This window comes from Streptomyces sp. NPDC031274 (assembly GCF_055570235.1).
Map to the genome: position 1 here is coordinate 68,579 of NZ_JBVIHP010000026.1, position 21,816 is coordinate 90,394.

Annotated in this window: 18 protein-coding genes and 2 pseudogenes; 10 read left to right on the top strand and 10 right to left on the bottom strand. The window is 70.6% G+C overall.

All coding sequences use genetic code 11. From position 1 onward, the window contains the following. Positions 1–116: 116 nt before the first annotated feature. From ACZ5CR_RS33655 to ACZ5CR_RS33665, 3 genes are all read right to left on the bottom strand, one after another. On the bottom strand, positions 117–2,771 hold the full coding sequence (locus ACZ5CR_RS33655) for a polynucleotide kinase-phosphatase (RefSeq protein WP_468864549.1): 2,655 nt from the start codon (positions 2,769–2,771) through the stop codon (positions 117–119). Further along, entirely contained in the window at positions 2,768–4,360 is a 1,593-nt protein-coding gene (locus ACZ5CR_RS33660; protein WP_468864551.1) for a 3' terminal RNA ribose 2'-O-methyltransferase Hen1, read from the bottom strand. Before ACZ5CR_RS33660 ends, ACZ5CR_RS33655 begins: the two co-directional genes overlap by 4 nt. Positions 4,361–4,573: 213 nt before the next feature. Next, positions 4,574–5,023: a cold-shock protein gene (locus tag ACZ5CR_RS33665; protein ID WP_468864554.1), complete on the bottom strand. Its 450-nt coding sequence runs from the start codon at positions 5,021–5,023 to the stop codon at positions 4,574–4,576. A 120-nt stretch (positions 5,024–5,143) separates the two neighbouring features. Here ACZ5CR_RS33665 and ACZ5CR_RS33670 point away from each other — a divergent pair, with 120 nt between their 5' ends. Next, complete coding sequence (locus ACZ5CR_RS33670; protein WP_389901420.1) at positions 5,144–6,067, top strand: LLM class F420-dependent oxidoreductase; 924 nt, start codon at positions 5,144–5,146, stop codon at positions 6,065–6,067. A 279-nt stretch (positions 6,068–6,346) separates the two neighbouring features. Further along, a complete protein-coding gene (locus ACZ5CR_RS33675) occupies positions 6,347–6,619 on the top strand; it encodes a hypothetical protein (RefSeq protein WP_468864558.1) in 273 nt (90 codons plus the stop codon). Positions 6,620–6,693: 74 nt separating this feature from the next. Here ACZ5CR_RS33675 and ACZ5CR_RS33680 read toward each other — a convergent pair whose 3' ends face one another. From ACZ5CR_RS33680 to fes, 5 genes are all read right to left on the bottom strand, one after another. Next, complete coding sequence (locus ACZ5CR_RS33680; RefSeq protein ID WP_468864670.1) at positions 6,694–7,176, bottom strand: DUF6099 family protein; 483 nt, start codon at positions 7,174–7,176, stop codon at positions 6,694–6,696. A gap of 236 nt (positions 7,177–7,412) precedes the next feature. Beyond that, complete coding sequence (locus tag ACZ5CR_RS33685; protein ID WP_468864672.1) at positions 7,413–7,742, bottom strand: nucleotide pyrophosphohydrolase; 330 nt, start codon at positions 7,740–7,742, stop codon at positions 7,413–7,415. A gap of 5 nt (positions 7,743–7,747) precedes the next feature. Further along, positions 7,748–8,914 carry an AAA family ATPase gene (locus ACZ5CR_RS33690; protein ID WP_468864560.1) on the bottom strand — a complete coding sequence of 389 codons (1,167 nt, stop codon included), beginning with the start codon at positions 8,912–8,914 and terminating at the stop codon, positions 7,748–7,750. 207 nt (positions 8,915–9,121) lie between these two features. Beyond that, the gene (locus ACZ5CR_RS33695) at positions 9,122–9,502 is read right to left on the bottom strand and encodes a cell division protein SepF (RefSeq protein ID WP_468864562.1); all 381 of its coding nucleotides are present in this window, start codon (positions 9,500–9,502) and stop codon (positions 9,122–9,124) included. A 118-nt stretch (positions 9,503–9,620) separates the two neighbouring features. Further along, positions 9,621–10,865: an enterochelin esterase gene (gene fes / locus ACZ5CR_RS33700; RefSeq protein ID WP_468864563.1), complete on the bottom strand. Its 1,245-nt coding sequence runs from the start codon at positions 10,863–10,865 to the stop codon at positions 9,621–9,623. 227 nt (positions 10,866–11,092) lie between these two features. Here fes and ACZ5CR_RS33705 point away from each other — a divergent pair, with 227 nt between their 5' ends. The 4 genes and pseudogenes from ACZ5CR_RS33705 (at position 11,093) to ACZ5CR_RS33720 (ending at position 15,299) form a co-directional block, all read left to right on the top strand. Further along, positions 11,093–11,899 (top strand): arylamine N-acetyltransferase family protein, encoded by an 807-nt coding sequence (locus ACZ5CR_RS33705; protein WP_468864674.1) that lies wholly within the window; start codon positions 11,093–11,095, stop codon positions 11,897–11,899. 108 nt (positions 11,900–12,007) lie between these two features. After that, positions 12,008–12,170, top strand: a pseudogene (locus ACZ5CR_RS33710) (MerR family transcriptional regulator); the annotation flags it as partial. A gap of 113 nt (positions 12,171–12,283) precedes the next feature. Then, on the top strand, positions 12,284–13,102 hold the full coding sequence (gene modA, locus ACZ5CR_RS33715) for a molybdate ABC transporter substrate-binding protein (RefSeq protein ID WP_468864566.1): 819 nt from the start codon (positions 12,284–12,286) through the stop codon (positions 13,100–13,102). Between the two features lie 199 nt (positions 13,103–13,301). Then, a complete protein-coding gene (locus ACZ5CR_RS33720) occupies positions 13,302–15,299 on the top strand; it encodes an ABC transporter permease (protein ID WP_468864569.1) in 1,998 nt (665 codons plus the stop codon). A 39-nt stretch (positions 15,300–15,338) separates the two neighbouring features. Here ACZ5CR_RS33720 and ACZ5CR_RS33725 read toward each other — a convergent pair whose 3' ends face one another. Continuing rightward, entirely contained in the window at positions 15,339–16,247 is a 909-nt protein-coding gene (locus ACZ5CR_RS33725) for an aminoglycoside phosphotransferase family protein (protein WP_468864570.1), read from the bottom strand. 128 nt (positions 16,248–16,375) lie between these two features. On the opposite strand from ACZ5CR_RS33725, the gene ACZ5CR_RS33730 reads away from it, so the two are divergent. Both ACZ5CR_RS33730 and ACZ5CR_RS33735 read left to right on the top strand, forming a co-directional pair. Continuing rightward, the gene (locus ACZ5CR_RS33730) at positions 16,376–17,239 is read left to right on the top strand and encodes an MEDS domain-containing protein (protein WP_468864573.1); all 864 of its coding nucleotides are present in this window, start codon (positions 16,376–16,378) and stop codon (positions 17,237–17,239) included. A gap of 8 nt (positions 17,240–17,247) precedes the next feature. Then, positions 17,248–17,736 carry an ATP-binding protein gene (locus ACZ5CR_RS33735; RefSeq protein WP_468864575.1) on the top strand — a complete coding sequence of 163 codons (489 nt, stop codon included), beginning with the start codon at positions 17,248–17,250 and terminating at the stop codon, positions 17,734–17,736. 81 nt (positions 17,737–17,817) lie between these two features. Here the strand turns inward: ACZ5CR_RS33735 and ACZ5CR_RS33740 are convergent, their stop codons facing one another. Then, on the bottom strand, positions 17,818–18,870 hold the full coding sequence (locus ACZ5CR_RS33740; RefSeq protein ID WP_468864577.1) for a LacI family DNA-binding transcriptional regulator: 1,053 nt from the start codon (positions 18,868–18,870) through the stop codon (positions 17,818–17,820). 490 nt (positions 18,871–19,360) lie between these two features. Between ACZ5CR_RS33740 and ACZ5CR_RS33745 the strand changes: the two genes are divergently transcribed. Both ACZ5CR_RS33745 and ACZ5CR_RS33750 read left to right on the top strand, forming a co-directional pair. Next, complete coding sequence (locus ACZ5CR_RS33745) at positions 19,361–21,175, top strand: coagulation factor 5/8 type domain-containing protein (protein ID WP_468864579.1); 1,815 nt, start codon at positions 19,361–19,363, stop codon at positions 21,173–21,175. A gap of 44 nt (positions 21,176–21,219) precedes the next feature. Continuing rightward, positions 21,220–21,346, top strand: a pseudogene (locus ACZ5CR_RS33750) (family 16 glycosylhydrolase); the annotation flags it as partial. Positions 21,347–21,816: the final 470 nt, after the last annotated feature.

Below are 21,816 nucleotides of genomic sequence, written 5' to 3' on the forward strand. Positions count from 1 at the left end.
CCGACGCCCGCTGTTGCCCAAAGCCGCGGAGCGGCATCCGGGGCCGCCGACCAGCGGCACCCGGAACCGCAGGCCTTCCTAGAGCCGCGGGCCGTCCCTAGAGCCGCAAGCCTTCCCTAGAGCCGCGGGTCGACCGGCTCCGACTCCAGGGCCAGGACCGCGAACACCGCCTCGTGCACCCGCCACAGCGGCTCGCCCGCCGCGAGGCGGTCCAGGGCCTCGATGCCGAGCGCGTACTCACGGATCGCGAGCGAGCGCTTGTGGCCGAGGAAGCGGCCGCGCAGCTTGTCGAGGTGGTCGGGGCGGGTGTACTCCGGGCCGTAGATGATCCGGAGGTACTCGCGTCCCCGGCACTTGATGCCCGGCTGCACGATCCGGCCCTTCCCGTCGCGGACCAGCGCCTCGACCGGCTTGACGACCATGCCCTCGCCACCGCGGTTGGTCATCTCCAGCCACCAGTCGATGCCTGACTGGACCGACGCCTCGTCGCCGGTGTCGACATAGAGCCGCCGGGTGGTCTGGAGCAGGCCGGTGCCGTCGTGCTCCACCATGCGGTCGATCAGCGCGAGCTGTTCGTCGTGCGGGAGCCCGGCGAGGCTGCGGCCCTGGACGGCCAGGATCTGGAACGGCGCGAGGCGCACGCCCTCAAGGCCTTCGGTCGGCCAGCAGTAGCGGCGGTAGGCGTCCGTGAACGCGGCGGCGTCCATGGCCCTTTCGCGCTGCTTGGCCAGGAGTCCCCCGGTGTCCACGCCGCGTGCCGCCGCCGCTTCCAGGGCGGCGATCGCGCCAGGGAAGACGGCTCCGGACGCGGCGCCCACGGCTGCGTACTGCGTGCGGAGCAGGCCGGACGCCTTCAGCGACCAGGGCATCAACTCCGCGTCGAGCAGCAGCCAGTCGCACGTGCCGGAGGCGCTGTCGGGCCCGGCGAGCTCCTGCCACAGGCCCGCTTCGGTGACGGCGGTGCGCACGCGGCCGAGTATCTCCTCGGTGACTTCCGGGTCGTCGAAGAACGGGCGCCCGGTGCGGGTGTACAGCGAGCCGGTCGGCCCGTCCACGCCGAAGCGCTCGCGGGCCACGTCCGCGTCGCGGCACACCAGGGCCACGGCGCGCGAACCCATGTGCTTCTCCTCGCACACGACCCGGGCGACCCCGTCCCTGGCGTACGACGCGAAGGCCTCGGCCGGGTGCTCCAAGTACCCCTCGCGCTGCGACGTCGCGGTCGGGGCCATCGTCGGCGGGAGGTACGGAAGCAGCCGCGGGTCGACGGCGAAACGGCTCATGACCTCCAGGGCCGCCGCCGCGTTCTCCTCGCGCACGGTGACGCGGCCCGCCTGTCCGGTCTCCACGGTGCGGCGGCCGTGCACGTCGTTCAGGTCGAGCGGCCGCCCCTCGCGGCCCCCCGGCGCCTGGGTGCCAAGCGGCTTGACCGGCTCGTACCAGACCTGCTCCGCCGGTACGTCGACGAGCTCGCGCTCCGGCCAGCGCAGCGCGGTGAGCGCACCGCCGAACACGGCGCCGGTGTCCAGGCAGATGGTGTTGTTCAGCCAGGTCGCGGTGGGCACGGGGGTGTGGCCGTAGACCACGGCGGCACTGCCGCGGTAGTCCTCCGCCCACGGGTAGCGCACGGGCAGACCGAACTCGTCGGTCTCGCCGGTCGTGTCGCCGTAGAGCGCGTGCGAGCGCACCCGGCCCGACGTACGCCCGTGGTACTTCTCGGGCAGACCCGCGTGGCAGACGACGAGCTTGCCGCCGTCAAGGACGTAGTGCGAGACGAGTCCGTCCACGAACTCCCGCACGCTTCGGCTGAATTCCTCGCTCTCCGCCTCCAACTGCTCGACGGTCTCGGCGAGTCCGTGGGTGAGCTGGACCTTGCGGCCCTTGAGGTGACGGCCGAGCTTGTTCTCGTGGTTGCCCGGTACGCACAGGGCGTTGCCGTCGCCGACCATCGACATCACGCGGCGCAGCACGCCCGGGGAGTCCGGGCCGCGGTCGACGAGGTCGCCCACGAAGACGGCCGTACGCCCTTCGGGGTGCGCGCCGTCGGCGTAACCGAGCTTGCCGAGCAGGGTCTCCAGCTCGGTGGCGCACCCGTGGATGTCGCCGATGATGTCGAAGGGGCCTGTGAGGTGGGAGAGGTCGTTGTAGCGCTTCTCGGTGACAATGGTGGCGCCGTCGACCTCGTCCACGCCTCTGAGGACGTGGACCTTTCTGAACCCCTCGCGCTCCAGGTGCTTGAGGGAGCGGCGCAGTTCGCGCTGGTGGCGCTGGATGACGCGGCGCGGCATGCCGGCCCGGTCGTCGCGCCCGGCGTTGCGCGCGGCGCAGACCTCCTCGGGCACGTCCAGGACGATGGCGATGGGCAGCACGTCGTGCTCCCTGGCCAGCGCGATCAGCTGCTTACGGCTCTCGCTCTGTACGTTCGTGGCGTCGACGACGGTGCGGCGGCCCGCGGCGAGGCGCTTGCCCGCGATGTAGTGCAGCACGTCGAAGGCGTCACCGCTCGCGCCCTGGTCGTTCTCGTCGTCCGCCACGAGGCCACGGCAGAAGTCGCTGGAGATGACCTCGGTGGGCTTGAAGTGCTTGCGGCCGAAGGTGGACTTTCCGGAGCCGGTGGCGCCGACGAGGACGACGAGGGAGAGGTCGGTGACGGGCAGCACGCGTCCCGCGTGAGTGGCTTCGGTGGTGGCTCCGGGGATGGCTCCGGTACGGGAGCTGTTGCTGGAACTCGTGCTGGAACTGGTGTTGGAACTGGTGCTGGATTCATTCGTCATGCCGCCTGCACCTCCTTCGCGTTCTTGTCGGTGTTGCTGTGCTTCGCGGTCTCGTCCGCCTTGCTGTTCTTCGCGGTCTCGTCCGCCTTGTTGGTCTTGTCCGTCCGCGTGAACACGGCCATCTGAGTCGGGGGGCCCACCTCGGGGTCGTCCTCGCCGACGGGCACGAAGTCCACTCCATAGCCGTGCTGTTCGGCCACCTGGCGGGCCCAGCCGCGAAACTCCTCGCGCGTCCACTCGAACCGGTGGTCGCCGTGCCGGACCTGCCCGGCGGGGAGCGTCTCCCAGCGGACGTTGTACTCGACGTTCGGGGTCGTCACGAGCACGGTGCGCGGCCGCGCGGAGCCGAACACCGCGTACTCCAGGGCGGGCAGCCGCTCCACGTCGAGGTGCTCGATGACCTCACTGAGCACGGCGGCGTCGTACCCCTTGAGCCGCTTGTCGGTGTAGGCGAGCGAGCCCTGGAAGAGCTTGACGCGCTCGGCCTGCCGCTCGCCCATGCGGTCGAGGTTCAACCGCCGCGAGGCGATGGTCAGGGCCCGCATCGACACATCGACACCGGCGATCTCGGTGAACCGCGTGTCCTTGAGCAGGGCCTGCACCAGCTGGCCCTGTCCGCATCCGAGATCGAGCACGCGCCCGGCGCCGGAGCCGGTCAGCGCCGCGAGAATCGCCTCGCGCCGCAGCACGGCGAGCGGCACGGGCTTGTCCGCCCCTCCTTCCCCCTCTTCCCCCTCTTCCCCCTCTTCACCATCAGGGTCAGCGCTCTCCTCCTCGACCGCGTTGTCGAGGTCGTCGACGTCCGTGTCGTCCGCGTCGGCGAGCCGCACCAGTTCGAGCCGCTGCATGGCCTCCTGGGTCAGCGACCAGCGCCGCGCGAGATAGCGGCTGGTGATGACCTTCTGCTCCGGGTGGTCCGCGAGCCAGCCCTCACCGGCGCGAAGCAGCTTGTCGACCTCGTCGGGCGAGACCCAGTAGTGCTTGGCGTCGTCGAGGACGGGGAGCAGGACATAGAGGTGCCGCAGCGCCTCGCCCAGGGTCAACTTCCCGTCCGGCACTTCGAGTACGAGGTGCACGTACCGCGATTCGCCCCACTGCGGGAACCGCACGTCCAGCGGAATCCGCGTCACCGTGACCGTCCAGCCCAGCGGCTCGAACAGCTTGTGCACCAGATCGGCGCCGCCGCGCGCGGGCAGTGCGGGCACCTCGATCCGCAGCGGCAGCGGCTGCCCCACCCGCTCGGGCCGTGCGCTGCACACCCCGCGCATCGCGCTGGAGAACACCGCGCTCAGCGCCACGGCGAGCAGTGACGAAGCGGCGTAGGGCCGGTCGTTCACGTACTGGGCGAGCGCCGCGTCGGGCGCACCGCCCTTCCCCTTGCCCTTCCCCCGCCGCACCAGCGCGACGGGGTCCACCTCGAGCAGCAGCGCGGCCGTGCAACGCTCCGCGGACACCTCCGGGTAGAGGACGTGTGCCGTGCCGTAGGAAGTGGAGAACGCCTGCGCTTTGTCGGGATGCTTGTGCAGCAGGAACCCGAGGTCGGTCGCAGGGCTCTCAGGGGTACCGGAGGTACTGATCGTCAGGAACACGGGTCTGCCTCGAAACGCAATCTGAACTGCGGAAACTTACGGTTGCGGCTCCAGCGCGCCTCTAGACCGTACAGCGAACACCTGCGCCACACTCAGGGGTTTTAGCTCCCCCTTGCTCCCTCGAAACCCGGCCCGCTCACGGCGTCACCGCTCGCTCAGCCCACCGTGCGGCCCTCCGCTCAGCCCTCCACTCAGCTCTGTTCAACCCTCTGTTCAGCCTTCCACCCAGCCGTGGCTCTTGCCGTGCTGCACCAGCTGTTCGCGGAGCTGCTTGATCTGCTCACCGGTCATCCACGGCGCCGCGCCGAGCAGCAGCTCGGTCACCTCGAACGAGTACTCCGCGACGCTGAGCACATCGCAGGTGGGCTCCTCGCCGTCGTCGAACCCCGGTGCGGACGCCTGAATCGACGGCGGCACCTGGGCACGGCCCGCGAACGGCGGTGCCGTCGGTGCCTGCGCCCCCTGGGGAAGGCGGACGGACGACGCCTTGGGCCCGCGCTCGCCCTCCTCGATCTCGAACTCGACCTGCGCCCCCGTGTACACCAAGGGCTCCGGAATCAGCAGATCATTGGCGTGCAGGAACACGTCTTCCCCACCGTGCTCCGGGGCGATGAACCCGTAACCCCGCGCGCCGTCGAACCGGACAACTCTGCCAGCGACCATCTCAACCCCAACACACCATCTCCGGGCCCCTTGCCCGGACAGCCAGTTCCGAAGCCTAACCCCGGCAACACGACCGGTGCGGGGCTGAAACTGGATCCGGCATCCGGGCAAGATGGCTGTATGGACCTTCGAATCTTCACTGAACCGCAGCAGGGTGCGACCTACGAGACGCTCCTCCGCGTCGCCAAGGCCACCGAGGACCTCGGCTACAGCGCCTTCTTCCGCTCCGACCACTACCTCGTGATGGGCTCCTCCGACGGCCTTCCCGGCCCCACGGACGCCTGGGTCACTCTCGCCGGACTGGCCCGCGAGACCCAGCGGATCCGGCTCGGCACCCTGATGACCGCGGGTACGTTCCGGCTGCCGGGCGTTCTCGCGATCCAGGTCGCGCAGGTCGACCAGATGTCGGGCGGCCGCATCGAGCTCGGCCTCGGCTCGGGGTGGTACGAGGCGGAGCACTCCGCGTACGGAATTCCCTTCCCGAAGGAGAAGTTCGGGCGCCTTGAGGAGCAGCTCGCCATCGTCACCGGCCTGTGGGAGACCCCGGTCGGCGAGCGCTTCACCTTCGACGGCACCTACTACCAGCTCTCCGATTCCCCCGCCCTTCCCAAGCCCGCGCAGTCCAAGGTGCCCGTCCTCATCGGCGGACACGGCGCCAAGCGGACGCCCGCCCTCGCGGCCCGCTACGCGAGCGAGTTCAACATCCCCTTTGCCTCTCTTTCCGATACCGAGCAGCAGTTCAAGCGCGTGCGCGCCGCCGCCGAAGAGCACGGCCGCACCGCCGATGACCTCACCTACTCCAACGCCCTTGTCGCCTGCGTCGGCAAGACGGACGCCGAGGTGAAGCGCCGCGCCGACGCGATCGGGCGCGAGGTGGAGGACCTGAAGGCGAACGGGCTCGCCGGATCCCCTGCCGAGGTCGTCGAGAGGATCGCCGCCTACCAGGCCGTCGGCTCGCAGCGCATGTATCTCCAGATGCTCGACCTGGACGACCTGGACCACCTGGAGCTGATCTCCTCGGAGGTCATGCCTCAGCTGACCTGACGGCAGCTGACCCGACGGCAGTTGGTCCGACGGCATTTGGTCCGACACCAGTCGGCCTGACGGCAGCTGAACCGACGGCGAGGTGATCGGGCCACGGCCGGGTGAAATTCCGTCAACCCGGCGTCCGGTGCGGCTCCGCCCCAGTGACCCGCCACCGCGGGTGATCGTTGGCTCGGGCGGAGCCGGACCGCCCGGCACTCGCACCGGTGGCCGCTGCTGGTGCGTCGCTTGCATCAGCTGTCCTCCTCCACCCGGAGGGCGAGGGCCGAGGAGGCCGTCATGTCCCAGGAAGCCGTACCCGAGCAGGAGGCCGCGCGCGAACCGTCCGTGCCCGAGCAGGGCCCCGCCAAGAGCCCAGCGAAGAGCCCAGCGAAGGGACCAGCGAAGGGACCAGCGAAGGGCCTGCTCCAGCAGATGGAGGAGCTGATGGCCGCGCTCAACGCGGATCTGACGCAGCTCGACGCGCAGCTCCAGCAGTCCACGTCGTCCGCCGACGGCACCGCGCCCCCTGTTCCTCGTCCCCCCGTAGGCGACGAGCCCACCCGCTTCTGAAGGCACCGGCACTCCCCCAGCGCCCCCGGCGCCTGTGCCACCGGGCCGGCCGCGGCCCCCGTCACGACGCCGGCTCATGACGACCCCGCCGCCGAGTCGGGTTCGGGCAGCATCTGTTCGCGCACCGCGAGACTGCGCAGCATCTCGAGCACCCGGTCCCTCGACTCGTCGGCGGCGTCGATCGCTTCCATGCACTGCCAGTACAGCCCCTCGTCCTCCGCGCCCATGGCCACGCCGACGAGCGCCATGCCCACCTCGCCGAGCAGTTCGTCGAGCCCCTGCAGCACCTCGTACACCCGGTCGACGCCCGTCAGCCGCGCCGCGCGGATGCTCTCCTTCCCCAGGCCCTGGGCGTCGAGAACCCCGCAGCCTCTGCCACCTACTTCGCTCAGGTCGAGCGCCTCGCCCCGCAACTCCTGCGGCCCGGCGATCGCCAGCCGATTGCCGATCGCCTGCGCGAGGGCCTGGGACTGCCACACCTCCGCGACGATGTCCGACGGTTCCTGACTCCGCGCCAGAGCATGTCTGCTCGCCTCGATGAGCCGCATCGCCTCCATGCGCACCCCCACCCATCCCGCGCGCACCCGCCGCACGCTCGCCACAGCCGCTCTGCCCACTACCCAGAGTGAGTGCCAGCGGGAAGAAAAGCTAGAGCAACCTGGAAATCTGTGGACAAGTTATCGACTGTGGACACTATGTCCACTCCGGAGAGTGACGGATCTACAGAAAATGGGTCCATGGACTGGCGGTCAGGGAACTGAGGGCCGGGGAACCGCGGGTCAGGTCAGGGACCTCATGTCGCAGGGAAGCGCTGCTCGTTCCGGTCGATCTTCGCGGCGAGCGCCGCCAGCGCGTCGACGCCGAGGACCTCGCAGAACTGCAGCAGATAGGCGAGTACGTCGGCGACCTCGTCCGCCACCCGGTGCGCCGATTCCGGGTCGTCCATCACCTTTGCCGACTCGTCGGGCGTCAACCACTGGAAGATCTCGACCAGTTCGGACGCCTCCACACTGAGCGCGGCGGCCAGGTTCTTGGGCGTGTGGTACTGCTCCCAGTTCCGCTTCGCCGCGAAGTCGGCCAGCCGGCGCTGCAGTCCCGCTACATCAAGTTCAGATTCAGTCAGTTCAGTCACGACTCCAGGTCTACCACCGCTGCCCCGCCCACCTCAGCGGCCCACGACGCGTCACTCGCCGTCCCGACAAGACGGATGTGCCCCCGCTCGCAGGTACGCGCGGCCAGTTCGGCGAGTGCGCGCTTCTGCCGCAGGTCCAGGAAGTGGTCGAGGCCGTCGGCGAGCACGGTGAGGTTCTGGTACGCCGACGGCACCTCGGCCACCGGGTCCACCTCAAGGACTCCGGGTCCGGTGAGCAGCACCAGGGCCAGCGCCAGATACCGCAACTCGCCGTCCCCGAGCCGTCCGACAGGCGACCTGACCCCTGCGCCCCGGTCGATCAGCGCGTGGACCGACCCGTCGTCGGCCACCTCCGCGAACACGTCGGCGACCGGCCCCGCACACCCCGCCCGCACCGCCGCCACCAGCCGCGCATGACGGCTGCCGCACTCCTCCTTCGTACGGAGAAGGACCTCGGCGAGGTTGTCGCAGCCGCTCAACAGGCGGCCCGCGCCGGTCAGACCAGGAGGCACGGGCAGCCGCATGAGTCCGGGCCGGGGAGTGCACGGGAACACCGAGCGCAGCGCGACCACCACCTGCTCGGCCGCCGCGAGCACCAGGCGCTGCCCCGCGGTCTTGCCCGCGACCCGCAGCGGGAGCAGCGCCGTGCCGAGCCGGTCGTCCGGCAGCGGACCGCGCGTCACCGGCGTCATGCCCGCCGTGTGCCAGGCCGCCTGCACCGCGCGCCGCCCCGGATCACGCAGGGCCGTCTCCAGCAGGGTGAGCCCGCCCCGGGTCAGCCGCTCGCCCACGACGCGCAGTTCCGGCTCGGCCTGTACGGCGATGTCGAGACGCACCGCCCCGACGGGACCGTCGACCGTGCAGCCGATACGGAAACCGCGCCGCCGCTGCCCGTCACCCCGTGCGCGATCAGGCACGCACGCCACGGGATCGGCGAAGACATCGGGGAGCACCTCGCCCGCACCGAGCCGCGCCAGCGCTTCGTACGCGGCGAGCACGGTGGACTTGCCGCTCCCGCTCGGCCCCGTGACGAAGGTCAGCGGACCGAGCGGGAACACGGCGCCCCGGTGCGAGGCGAAAGCCGAGAGCCGCAGTTCGGTGACGCGGCTCCGGTCCGGACCCGACGGCGGCTCGGCGACCGCCTCCGGAAGGTGCACAGTCATGACCGGACGGTAGGTGGCGGCGGAACTGGTGAACCGTTCCGCCCGAGTGACCTTCCTACGAATGAGGGATTCCCGACGGAGCGGCTCCGGCTCCACCCACGAACGGCTATGCGTCTGGCTTATGCCTGACGACTACTCCGCGAGCCAGGGCCCTGGCCGGAGCCAGGGCAAGGCCCGCCCCCCCCTACAACCGTTCCAACCGTGTTGCTAGGACTGCGCCGCCGCGACGAGCCCCTGCACCTCGGTGCCGGGCGGCGCGAGCAGGAAGACGTTCTTGTCGACGCGATGCATCCCGCAGCCGAGGCCCAGGACCACGCCGCTGCTGAAGTCCAGGACGCGCTTGGCGACGTCCGTCTCGGCCCCGGTCAGGTCGAGCAGGACCGGAATCTGCGCCATCACGGTCTCGGCGACCTCGCGGGCGTCCGAGAAGACGTTCACCCGCATCACCACAAAACGCCGCCGCGCCTCGGTCTCCGCGTCGGGCAGCGCACGGTGCCCGGGCCAGGACGGCCATTCGTTGCGGCTGCGCAGCGGTACGACCTGGGCGAGCCCTTCCCACTGTTCATCTGTGACGTCGTGGCTGTTCAACGATCCACCCCGTCCTGGCTCGCACTCGATATCTGCACTGGCTCATTCTTACGCGACCTCACCCGTTCGGCCCAACAGCGACACGGGGCGAGCGAACCAGTGTGCCAGGGCCGACGGGTCAGTGTCCCAGAAGTCCCACAAGCCCTTCGGTCAGACAGCGGCGCCAACAGGCCCAGTCATGACCGCCGTTGTACACCCGCAGGGTCACCGGACAGCCGCGCGAGCTGAGGACCTCGTACAGATCCCGATGGTGATCAAGAATTTCGCCCTCGCGCAGCCCGACGTCGAGGCACACGGCGATGGACCGGGACACGCCACCGCTGAGGCGGGAGACGGGCGCGGACTGGGACAGGACGTTGCCGAACCGTTCCGGCCGCAGGAAACCGGCGTAGAGGGAGGTCAGCCCGCCGAGGCCCTGGCCCGCGACGAGCGTGCACGCGGGGTCGGTGGTGAGGGGCCAGCGGCCCGCCGCCCACGGCAGCAGTTCGTCGGCGAGGAAACTCACATGGCTGTCGTACGCGTCCAGTTCCCGGCGGCGTGTGTCCCTGTCGACGGCGTCCGGGGCGAGGACGACGAGCGGCGGCAGGACGCCGTCGGCGATGAGGGAGTCCAGCGCGTCCTGGAAGGCGAGCCGCCCGAACCACATGTCGCCGTCGCACAGCACGAGTACCGGCAGTTCGGGCGCCGTATTGCCGCCCGGCGGGAGGTACGCCCACACGTCCCGCTCGGCACCGAGCACCCCCGCGGGCAGCCGGTGCCGCTCGACCCTCCCCCGGGACACCCCTGGCACGCCAGATACCCCGGACGCCCCGGCCGCCGGCTCGCTCCACAGCCGCGCGGGCGCCTGCGGAAGCTCGAAGACGGAGGTGTCACGGTCCGGCCAACGACCTTTCATACGGCCGCAGTTGAGTGGATCGGGCGCGGCGTGCGCGGACAGGGAGAGCAGGCGCCGCTGGAGGAGTGCGGCGGAGGCGGGCGGTTCGCCGGGCGAGATGTCGGCGGCCATGCGGTACGAGGCGCGGTGGTCGGCGCGCAGCCGGTACCCGAGATGCCAGATGTCCGTGCCGGGGAGCGGGCTCAGCCGGGACGCGGCGAGATCGGCGCGGTCCGCGATGCCCTCGGCGAGCAGCAGAACCTGCCGGGTGGCGCGATGGCCGCGCCACAGGAACGTCACGTCACAGTGGTCGGGGTCGCCGTCGATGGTCTCGATCAACGGGGTGCCGCGGCGCGCGGCATCCGCCCAGAACTCCTCCAGGACAGCGGCCCGATCGGCTTCGGAGGCATCGGCGATGCGGGTGGCGACGCGCTCGACACAGGGCGCGACGCCCGCCAGCCGACGGGGTACCGCGTCGGCCGCGAGCACCCCCGCGGTTTCCGTCGCGGCCCCCGAGGCACCCGTAACCCCCACAGTCCCTACAGCCCCCGCAGTCACACTCATCCGCACACGAAGAGGACCCGCATCGTTCCCCGCCTTCCTGGTCCAGCATAAACACGATGTACTTAGCTTAGCCTAACCTAAGTACATAGTGGCGAGCGAAGAAGCGGACCTCCGGATCGCGTAAGAATCTGCCCATGGATTCTGACCAGCCCATGGATTCCGACCAGACGGATGCCTACCTGCGCCGCATCGGCGCCGAGCGCCCCGCCGCCCCCACCACGCGGGCCCTGCACGATCTGCACCTCGCGCACCTGCGCGCCGTCCCCTTCGAGAACCTCTCCATCCACCTCGACGAGGACATCGAACTCACCGATGCCTCCCTGGTCGCGAAGGTCGTCGGCGCCCGCCGCGGCGGCTTCTGCTACGAACTCAACGGCGCCTTCGCCGCGCTTCTCACCGCTCTCGGCTTCGAGGTCACCCTGTTGCAGGCCCGGGTGTACGACGCCTCCGGGCACCCCGGGATCCCGTACGACCACCTGGCGTTGCGCGTACGCACCCGTGACGGCGGCGACCGGCTCGCGGACGTCGGGTTCGGCACCCACAGCCACTTCCCGCTGGCCTTCGGCGAGCGCGGCGACCAGTCGGATCCCGGCGGCACGTTCCGCGTCTCCGAGACCCCCGAAGGCGATCTGGACGTCAGCAGGGACGGCAAGGCGCAGTACGTGGTCGATCAACGCCCGCGCGCGCTGGCGGACTTCACGTCCGGGGCCTGGTGGCACCGCACCTCGCCCACGTCCCACTTCACGCAGTCACTGGTCTGCTCTCTCCTCACCGAGACGGGCCGGATTACCCTCAGCGGCCGCACCCTGACCACCACGACGGCCGGTGAGCGCCACACCGTCGAGCTGACCACGGACGCCGACGTGCTCGACGCGTACGCCACGCACTTCGGCATCACGTTGAAGCAGGTGCCACAGGTCAAGAAGACCGCACCCCTGGGAGGCGCCACCACCTCTTGACGCTTCCTCTTGCCCCCTTGACGCTTCCTCCAAGGAGGGTTGCATCTGCCATGGACAATCGCCCATACCTGTTGTAGATGCCAGGTCAGGCGGCTTATCGTGTCGCGCATGCAGTCCTACACGATCGGACAGGCAGCGCGTCTGCTCGGCGTCGGCCCCGATACCGCTCGTCGCTGGGCGGACGCCGGACGGGTCACAACCCGCCGCGACGAGGGCGGGCCGTCGGCTCATCGACGGCCGCGCTCTCGCCGCGTTCTCCGTCGAGGTCGCGTGAAGTCCACCAGCGTGCACATCGACCGCACCTGACCCCTGGTCCGCACCCCAGGGTCCGCCACCACGGGCCGGACCGCGCCGCCGGCCTCGCCTCCAAGGAGTTCCACGCTGATGTCCCTCGCTCTCACCCCCGCCCGGCGCCGCACCGCCGCTGCCGCCGTGCTCACGGTCGCCCTGCTCGTCCCGCTCGCCGCCTGCGGCAACGACGACAAGAAGGACAGCGGCAGCGACAGCGGCACGAAGTCCTCGGGCGGCGCCGCCCCGAAGGCCGACCTGACGGTGCTCGCCGCCGCCTCGCTCACCGACGTCTTCGCGACCGCCGGTGCCGCGTACGAGAAGGAGAACCCGGGGACGAAGGTCAACTTCTCCTTCGCCGGTTCCCAGGAGCTGGCCGCCCAGGTCAACCAGGGCTCGCCGGCCGACGCCCTGGTCACCGCCGACACCAAGACCATGGACGGCCTGAAGTCCGACACCGGGACGCCGTCCGTCATCGCCAAGAACCGCCTGGTCATCGCGGTCGGCGAGGGCAACCCGAAGAAGGTCGCCGAGCTGAAGGACCTCTCCGACAGCAAGCTGAAGGTCGTCCTCGCCGCGCCCGAGGTACCGGTCGGCCGCTACAGCAAGCAGATCCTTGACGAGCAGAAGATCGACGTGAAGCCGGTCTCGCAGGAGCCCAACGTCCGCGCGGTCCTGAGCAAGGTCGAACTCGGCGAGGCGGACGCCGGGCTCGTCTACAAGACCGACGCCGCCACCGCCACCGGGAAGGTCGACGCGATCAAGATCCCCGACAGCGAGAACGCGATCGCCGAGTACCCCGCGGCCACGCTGAAGACGTCGAAGCACGCGGAGGCCTCGGCGGCGTTCGTGAAGTGGCTGTCCACGCCCGCCGCGCAGAAGATCCTTCAGGACGCGGGCTTCGAGAAGCCGTAGCCGTCACCGTCGCCTCGCCAGAACCGTGACCGCGTCCTTCCCGGGAGAGCCTTGCCGTCCCGGGAAGGATGTGACCACACCGAGCCGAGGTGAGGGGGCCGACCGCCTCCCCGGTCGGGGCGAGCCGGGCCGTCCCCCGGCACGCCCCTGACGCCCCCTCACCTCGCGACACCGCCCCGAGCTCACCCCAGGGACCACGATGAAACGCCTGCGCGGCCGCACCCCTGGCCCCCGCACCCCGATCGCCCTCGCGATCCCCGCGCTGCTCGCCATCGCGTTCCTGATGCTGCCGCTGCTCGGGATCCTCGTCCGTACCGAATGGGGCGAGCTCGGCACCCACCTGACGGGCGAAGAGACCACGCAGGCGCTGAAGCTGTCCCTCATCGTCTCCTTCTGGGCCCTTGGCCTCTCCCTGCTGCTCGGGGTCCCGCTGGCCTGGCTGCTCGCCCGCGTCGACTTTCCCGGCAAGGCGGTCGTACGTTCCCTCGTCCTGCTGCCGATGGTCCTTCCGCCCACCGTGGGCGGCGTCGCCCTGCTTCTCGCCTTCGGGCGGCGCGGACTGCTCGGCCCGTGGCTCGAGGACACGTTCGGGATCACCCTGCCGTTCCACACGTCCGGCGCGGTGATCGCGGCGACCTTCGTCGCGATGCCGTTCCTCGTCATCAGCCTGGAAGGCGCGCTCGGCGGACTCCGCCCCCGTTACGAGGAGACCGCGGCGTCCCTGGGGGCCTCGCCGGTACGGGTGTTCTGTACGGTCACGCTGCCCATGGTCGCTCCCGGGCTCATCGCCGGAGCGGCCCTGACCTGGGCGCGGGCCCTGGGCGAGTTCGGCGCGACCATCACCTTCGCAGGCAACCTCCCCGGCACCACCCAGACCCTGCCCCTCCAGGTGTACCTGCTCCTCCAGAGCTCTCCCGAGGCCGCGACATCCGTGTCGCTGCTGCTGCTCGCCATCGCCATGGCGGTTCTCGTGGCGCTGCGCGGGCGCTGGATGAGCACTCCGGGAAACCGTCGAGGCGGCCGGTCCGGCGGGCCGCCGGACGACGTCTCCGCCCCCGTACTCCCCGATCCCACCTCGGCACTGCCCGAACCCACCTCGGCACTCCCCGACCCCACCTCGGCCGAATCCGCCTCGCCCGACCCCGCCCCGCCGCCCCAGGAGCGCTGGCCCCTGCACGCCGATGTCACCGGCTTCAACCAGCTCACCCTGGACGCCGAACCGGGCACCACCATCGCCGTCGTAGGCCCCAACGGCGCGGGCAAGACCACGCTGCTGCGCGCGCTCCTCGGCCTCACCCCGCGCGCCCACGCCGAGCTCCGTCTCGGCGACACCGACGTCACCGGCCTGCCGCCGCACCGCCGCCACGTCGCCTGGGTCCCGCAGGACGGCGCCCTGTTCCCGCACATGAACGCCCTCGCCAACACGGCGTACGGACCGCGCGCCCTCGGCGTCCCGCGCGCCGAGGCCCGGCGCCGCGCGCAGGAGTGGCTCGACCGGCTCGGCGTCGGCCACCTCGCGCACCGCAGGCCCGCCCAGGTCTCCGGTGGGCAGGCCCAACGGGTCGCGCTGGCCAGGGCGTTGGCGGCCCGGCCCCGGCTGCTCCTCCTCGACGAACCTCTGGCCGCGCTCGACCAGACGACGCGGGCCCACGTGCGCCACACCCTGCGTACGCACCTCGACACCTTCGGCGGTGTCTGCCTGATCGTCACGCACGACCCCGTCGAGGCGGTATCGCTCGCCGACCGGGTTCTCGTACTCGACCAGGGGATCGCGCTCCAGGACGAGGCGCCGGCCGAGGTGACACGGCATCCGCGTTCTCCATGGGTGGCCAGGATGCTGGGCCGCAACGCGTGGCCCGGCACCGCGGGACCCGAGGGCCTCATCCTTCCCGGCGGGGGGACGCTCGTGATCGCCGACCCGCTTCCGCAGGGCACCGAGGCCCTGGCGATCATCGCCCCCGAGGCGGTCTCCGTACACCGCGACAAGCCCACCGGCAGCCCCCGCAACGTCTGGCCGGGCACCGTCCGCGAGATCACCACCAGCGGCAGCCGCCTCCGCCTCCTGATCACCTCACCGCAGGCCCCGGACCTCGTCGCCGAGATCACGCCGCAGGCGGCGGCCGAACTCGGCCTCGCCGACGGGACGCCGGTGTGGACCAGTGTGAAGGCGACGGAGACGACGGTCGTGCCCACATAGGCGCGTCGGCCGCTTTCCGTCCCTCCCCTGCATCCGGCGTCAGCCGAAGAGCTCGTGGTCGGCCAGGACATCGGCGATCACGCGCCGGTCGATGGCCGCCCGCTCCGGATCGGTGTCGATGTGCTCGGTCAGGGTCAGCAGGCACTTCCACAGGAGCCAGCCGCGAGCCCGTGCCCACGTGCCTTCGTCCTGGCCGACCGCACCGCGGAACGCCTCCCGGCTCTCGCCCGAGAACATCCCCCACCCGATCACCAGATCGCAGGCCGGGTCGCCGACGCCCGATGTGCCGAAGTCGATGACGGCCGTCAGCTTGCCGTCGGCGACCAGCAGGTTGCCGGGGGCGATGTCACCGTGGAACCACACGGGCACCCCGTGCCACTCCGCGCCGAGGGCGGCTTCCCAGACCGCCGCGGCCCTGCCCGTGTCCACACGCCCCTCAAGGGCGGTCAGGCAGCGCCGGGTCTCCTCGTCGTAGTACGCCAAAGACGCCCCTCGGTACCAGCTGTGCTCGCCGGCGAGCGGGCCCCCGGTGGCGTCGCAGCGCTGGAGGGCGAGGATGAACTCGGCCACCGAGAGCGCGAACTGCCGCATGTCGTCGATGCGTTCAGGGGAAGCCGTCTCACCGTCCAGCCAGCCGCGGACCGACCACGGGAAGGGGTAGCCCTCGCCCGGGGCGCCCTGGCCCACGATCGGCGGAACGGCGAACGGCAGGGACGGCGCGAGCCGGGGCAGCCACTCGTTCTCCTTGGCGACCGCGGGGACATAGCCGGAGGCCGTGGGCAGCCGGGCCGTCAGGGTATCCCCGAGACGGTAGGTCCGGTTGTCCCAGCCGTCTACGTCCACCGGTCTGACGGGCAGGTCGCGCCAGTGTGGAAACTGCGCGGCGACGAGTCGTTTCACCAGGGCCGCGTCGATTCCGGCGCGGCCGTCGGAAGGTGTCGGAACCATGCGTGGATCATCACCTCCGGCGATCGCGCCCCGCAACGAATTATCGAGTTGTCGAGCGATAGGAACGACTTCAGTCAACAGTGATCACGGACACCGTGGCTCCTCGCGCGGACCCTAGGGTCTGCCCCATGGATGCCAGTTCTGTGACCAGGACGGTCTCCGTCACCCGTATGAACTCCGGGGATCACGCCTGCCTCGGATTCGACGACGACGAATCCCGTTGGGAAGTCCGTGCCGCGTACGCCGACATCGGCCTCTCGCGCGGCGAGAAAGTGCTGATCTTCACCGACCGTGCGACCACTCCCGCCGTGGCGGCCGAGCAGTTGAGCGCCGGCGGCTTCCCGCTGGGTCCCGCACTCATGGACGGACGTCTTGTCGTGGTCAACGAAGTCCCCGGATACGACCCGGCCGTCGGTTTCGACCCGTCCGAACGAGCGGAGATCTGGGTGGAGTTGACCGACAGGGCCCGTCTCGACGGCTTCTCCGGCATCCGGGTGGTCGGCGACATGGGCTGGGCGGCCGAGCCGGGCATCGACGAGGATCTCCTGGTCGAGTACGAGACCGAACTCTCGCCGCTCTTCACCAAGATCGGGTTCACCGCGGTCTGCGAGTACGACCGGCGCAAGTTCGGCGACGGCCTCCTGGGCCGGATCCACCTCGCGCATCCCCAGCGGGTCCTGGAGCGCCTCGGCGCCCTGGCCATCACCCGGACCGGCGCCGAACTGAAGATCGCCGGAGACATCGACCTCGCGACACAAGAAGAGTTCGACGCGGCACTGACGCACGCCTTGGCCGGTCCCGACCGCCCGCGCGTGCTCGACCTGTCCGAGCTGTGCTTCATGGACATGCGCGGCGCGTCGACACTGGTACGGCTCGCGAGCGGACTCCCCTGCGGACACCTCCTGTCGATCCGCTGCCAACCCGCGCAGGACAAAGCGATACGGCTCTGCGGAGCCGCCGAAGTGCCTCAACTCGTCCTGGGCGAAAGGTGATCCGCGAAGTGGTTCTCAACCGCGGCATCGGCAACGACGACAACGGCGGCGACCCGGCCCTCCACCGAAAGAAACACATCAACGACACTCTCCTCCCCGCGCCGGGCAGAGCCCTCCTCGATCTCCCTTTCACCATGGCCGACTTGGCACGTCTGCGTTTCCTGGTCACCCGTCGCGCCGAGGACACGGGCCTGTGCGACCCCCGCCTCAGCGACTTCGTGCTCGCCGTGCACGAGGTCGCGAGCAACGCCGTCGTGCACGGCGGCGGCAAGGGACGCGTCCGGCTCACTTATACGGGGGACGGGTTGCGGTGCGTCATCACGGACAGCGGTCCGGGGATGATCCGGGAGAGGCCGTGCGAGTCGGCCACCCTGCCCGAGGGCGACGACGCCGAGGACGGCCGCGGCCTGTGGCTGGCCCAGGCCCTCACGGACCACTTCGAAGTCACGGTCAACGAGGCCGGGACCACGGTCACGCTGGTGATGTTGCTGTCCTGAGCGTGGGCCTGGGGTGGTCTCGGCTCCGGGCGCGGCGTCTTGGGCCTGAGGGCTACGGACCCGGGGTGGCCTCGGTCCCGGTCATGCCGACGCCCGCTCCACCAGCGTCGGGCGGAACACCATCGACGGCGGCGAGTCGCCCGGCTGCTTGATCCGCCCGAGGAGCAGCCGGGCCATCTCGGCGGCCATCTCCTCCACCGGCTGCCGGACCGTGGTCAGCGCGGGCTCGCAGGCCCCGGCGGCCTCGCTGTCGTCGAAGCCGACCACCGCGACGTCCTGCGGCAGCCGCCTGCCCGCCCGCAGCAGGGTCTGCAGCGCACCCTGCGCCATCAGGTCCGACGCGACGAACACCCCGTCCAGGGCGGGGTGTTCGGCCAGCAGCCGCCGCATCGCCTCGGCGCCGCCCACCCGCGTGAAGTCCGCCTCCGCCCAGGGCGCACCGGTGACGCCGTGAGCGGCCAACGCATCACGGAAACCCTCCAGGCGTTCCTGGGCGGCGGGCATGTCCTGCGGACCGGCGATGGTGCCGATCCGGCGGCGGCCCCCGCGGACCAGCCGGTCGACGGCCATCCGCGCCCCCGCCCGCTGGTCCACCTCCACGTACGGCAGCGGAACCGTCTCGGCGGGGCGCCCGGCGAGCACGGCGGGCAGGCCGGTCTCGGCGAGCAGCCGGGGCAGCGGATCGGAGGCGTGCGAGGAGACGACCACCGTGCCATCCACGTGGCCCTGCCGCACGTACGAAAGGAACTGTCGGCGCGAGGTGTCGTCGTCCACCAGCATCAGGACCATCTGCACCCCCGCGGGTCGCAGCACGTCGAGCAGCCCGCCGACCACACGCCCGAAGTGGGGGTCGGAGAACATCCGGCCGACGAAGGGAGCCGCGACCGGCCGCCGCTCCCGCTCGGAGACCACGAGGGCTATGGAGTCGGTCCGTTGGGTCACCAGGGAGCGGGCGGCCTGGTTCGGTACGTACCCGGTGGCCTCGACGGCCTCCTCCACCTTGCGGCGCAGCACCGGGTCGACGGTGGGCGCGCCGTTGACGACCCGGGAGACGGTGGCGCGCGACACCCCCGCCGTCCGGGCCACGTCCTCCAGGGTCACCGGGCGTGCGGGGCGCAGGGCATCGGCAGTCACGGGGTCTTTATAGCAATCAGGTGGGCTGATGTTCAGGTCTCCGCCCCTGATGAGACGTCACTTGAGCAGATCTGGCGTCCAGTTGAACCCAGTCGCCCCTCCCCCTCACGCCGCCGGACATATCACCCACGTATGAGCGTTTGGCGCCAACTTGCCCACAGAGGCACCTAGTTGACTTCTCTCCGCCGAGTCAGTGCGACATCGTGCGCACCCCCTTGACGCGCCTTGTCGCAGACACAACTATCCAACGCGAGAGAGCGCTCTCTCAGCGACCACCGTTCATGTTCTGAACTCAGGCTGAACGCACACGGCACCGCTCTGCCCACCCACCGCAGAGCGGCACCCACCCCAGAGCGGCACCCCACCCCAGAGCCCCACTCACCCCGGAGCGGCACCCCCCACCCCCACACCATCAGCGCACCCACCCCCACCCACGCACCCCACCCGCACCATCGGCGACTCAGAAACCCCACCAACAGAGAGACTTGCCATGTCTGAGCACATGCCTTCGCCCGCCGCGCGAACCACCCTCTCCCGCCGCACCGCCCTGGCCGCCGCCCTGGCGGTCCCGGCCACCGGTCTGCTCGCCTCCCACGCGGTCGCCGCTCCCGACTCGCCGTCGGCGCAGGCCCCCGCCGCCCGCCGCCCCCAGCCGGCGAACGCCCTCGCTCCCGACTTCGGCCCGAACGTCATCATCTTCGACCCGTCCACCGGGGGCATCCAGGCGAAGCTGGACGAGGTCTTCAAGAAGCAGGAGTCGGCGCAGTTCGGCAAGTCCCGCTACGCCCTGCTGTTCAAGCCCGGCACCTACGGCGGACTCAACGCCCAGATCGGCTTCTACACCTCGATCATGGGCCTTGGCCTGTCCCCCGACGACACGCACTTCAACGGTGACGTGACCGTCGACGCGGGCTGGTTCAACGGAAACGCCACGCAGAACTTCTGGCGTTCGGCGGAGAACCTCTCCCTCTCCCCGGTCAGCGGCGCCAACCGCTGGGCGGTCTCCCAGGCCGCCCCGTTCCGCCGCATGCACGTGCGCGGCGACCTGAACCTCGCGCCCAACGGCTACGGCTGGGCCAGCGGCGGCTACATCGCCGACAGCCGGATCGACGGCACCGTACAGCCGTACTCCCAGCAGCAGTGGTACACCCGCGACAGCTCGATCGGGGGCTGGCTGAACGCGGTGTGGAACATGGTCTCCTCCGGGGTGGAGGGCGCCCCCGGCGACTCCTTCCCCAACCCGCCCTACACCACCCTGAACAACACCCCGTACTCCCGCGAGAAGCCCTTCCTGTACCTCGACGGCGGCGAGTACAAGGTCTTCCTGCCCGCCCTGCGCACCAACGCCCGTGGCACCAGCTGGGGCCATGGCACCCCGCAGGGGCAGTCGCTCTCCCTCTCCGCCTTCTACGTCGCCAAGGAGGGAGACAGCGCCGCCACGCTCAACGCCGCCCTCGACCGGGGACTCCACCTCCTGCTCACCCCCGGCATCTACCACCTCGACCGGGCGATCGAGGTCAAGAAGGCGAACACCGTCGTCCTCGGCATCGGTTACGCCACCCTCATACCGGACAACGGAGTGACCGCGGTGAAGACCGCCGACGTGGACGGGGTGCGCCTGGCCGGGTTCCTGGTCGACGCCGGGACGCAGAACTCCAAGACGCTGGTCGAGATCGGCCCCGGGGGCGCGAGCGGCTCGCACGTCGGCAACCCGACCACCGTCCAGGACGTGTTCATCCGCATCGGCGGTGCGGGCGCGGGCAAGGCCACCACCAGCATGGTCGTCAACAGCCGCCACACCATCGTGGACCACACCTGGGTCTGGCGCGCCGACCACGGCGACGGCGTCGGCTGGGAGACCAACCGGGCCGACTACGGCGTCGTCGTCAACGGCGCCGACGTGCTCGCCACCGGCCTGTTCGTGGAGCACTTCAACAAGTACGACGTGCAGTGGAACGGCGAGCGCGGGCGCACGATCTTCTACCAGAACGAGAAGGCGTACGACGCCCCCAACCAGGCCGCCATCCAGAACGGCAGCATCCGGGGCTTCGCCTCGTACAAGGTCGCCGACTCCGTCACCACCCACGAGGGCTGGGGGCTCGGCAGCTACTGCTTCTACAACGTCGCTCCGAACATCGTGCAGGAGCACGGCTTCCAGGCCCCGAACAAGCCGGGCGTGAAGTTCCACCACCTGCTCGTCGTCTCGCTCGGCGGCAAGGGCCAGTACGCGCACGTCATCAACGGAACCGGCAACCCCACATCGGGCTCCGACACGGTGCCGTCCACGGTGGTCTCCTTCCCCTGACCTCCGCTCCCTCCGTCCCGAGGCGTACACGGCGAATCCGGCCCACGTACGGCAAGGTCAGCGCCCGCATGAAACTGCCGGACGGCGACGGATTCTGGCCCGCCTTCTGGATGCTGGGCAGCGACGTCGACGACCCGAACGTCTCGTGGCCCGCCTCCGGCGAGACCGCCTGCCCTGCCGGGTGGGGAGCGGGGGCTCGCGTCTCCCGCTCCGCCGCCTCGGTCGGCGGGCAGCAGCGAGGTCCGCCGTATCGCCGCCCGTATCGCCGATACACGCGCCGCTCAACCGAAGGCGCTGCCCGGCCGGTGAGGGACCGACAGGGGGCAACGGTTCGCATCAACTCCGCACATGTGTGCGGACGTTAGAGCAAAGAGGGAGTAACGTCGTGGTGGTGCGATCGGAGCGGCTGGTTGATGGCGGCCGCCGCGCACTGGGCGGCGACGGCCGTCCGGGACGCGAGGAACGAGGCTCCCCCTCGTCGCTTCCTCGCGCGGTGCCCTCCATAGGTGAGATGCGGGATTCTTCCCACCCACGAAGGGCTCCGGCGGGAGCCGTGTCGTCGGTGATGCGGCTCCTGCCGACCGAGAGAGGCTCACCGCCGACGGAGCCACGTTCTCATTCCACCGGGTTCTGGCCACCAG

Bases quoted from the DNA above. Each gene is read 5' to 3' on its own strand.
- modA (WP_468864566.1), top strand. From the start codon at position 12,284: ATGTCCCTCGCTCTCACCCCCGCCCGGCGCCGCACCGCCGCTGCCGCC.
- ACZ5CR_RS33705 (WP_468864674.1), top strand. From the start codon at position 11,093: ATGGATTCCGACCAGACGGATGCCTACCTGCGCCGCATCGGCGCCGAG.
- ACZ5CR_RS33670 (WP_389901420.1), top strand. From the start codon at position 5,144: ATGGACCTTCGAATCTTCACTGAACCGCAGCAGGGTGCGACCTACGAG.
- ACZ5CR_RS33690 (WP_468864560.1), bottom strand. From the start codon at position 8,914: ATGACTGTGCACCTTCCGGAGGCGGTCGCCGAGCCGCCGTCGGGTCCG.
- ACZ5CR_RS33725 (WP_468864570.1), bottom strand. From the start codon at position 16,247: ATGGTTCCGACACCTTCCGACGGCCGCGCCGGAATCGACGCGGCCCTG.
- ACZ5CR_RS33720 (WP_468864569.1), top strand. From the start codon at position 13,302: ATGAAACGCCTGCGCGGCCGCACCCCTGGCCCCCGCACCCCGATCGCC.
- ACZ5CR_RS33680 (WP_468864670.1), bottom strand. From the start codon at position 7,176: ATGGAGGCGATGCGGCTCATCGAGGCGAGCAGACATGCTCTGGCGCGG.
- ACZ5CR_RS33730 (WP_468864573.1), top strand. From the start codon at position 16,376: ATGGATGCCAGTTCTGTGACCAGGACGGTCTCCGTCACCCGTATGAAC.
- ACZ5CR_RS33655 (WP_468864549.1), bottom strand. From the start codon at position 2,771: ATGACGAATGAATCCAGCACCAGTTCCAACACCAGTTCCAGCACGAGT.
- ACZ5CR_RS33675 (WP_468864558.1), top strand. From the start codon at position 6,347: ATGTCCCAGGAAGCCGTACCCGAGCAGGAGGCCGCGCGCGAACCGTCC.
- ACZ5CR_RS33745 (WP_468864579.1), top strand. From the start codon at position 19,361: ATGTCTGAGCACATGCCTTCGCCCGCCGCGCGAACCACCCTCTCCCGC.
- ACZ5CR_RS33665 (WP_468864554.1), bottom strand. From the start codon at position 5,023: ATGGTCGCTGGCAGAGTTGTCCGGTTCGACGGCGCGCGGGGTTACGGG.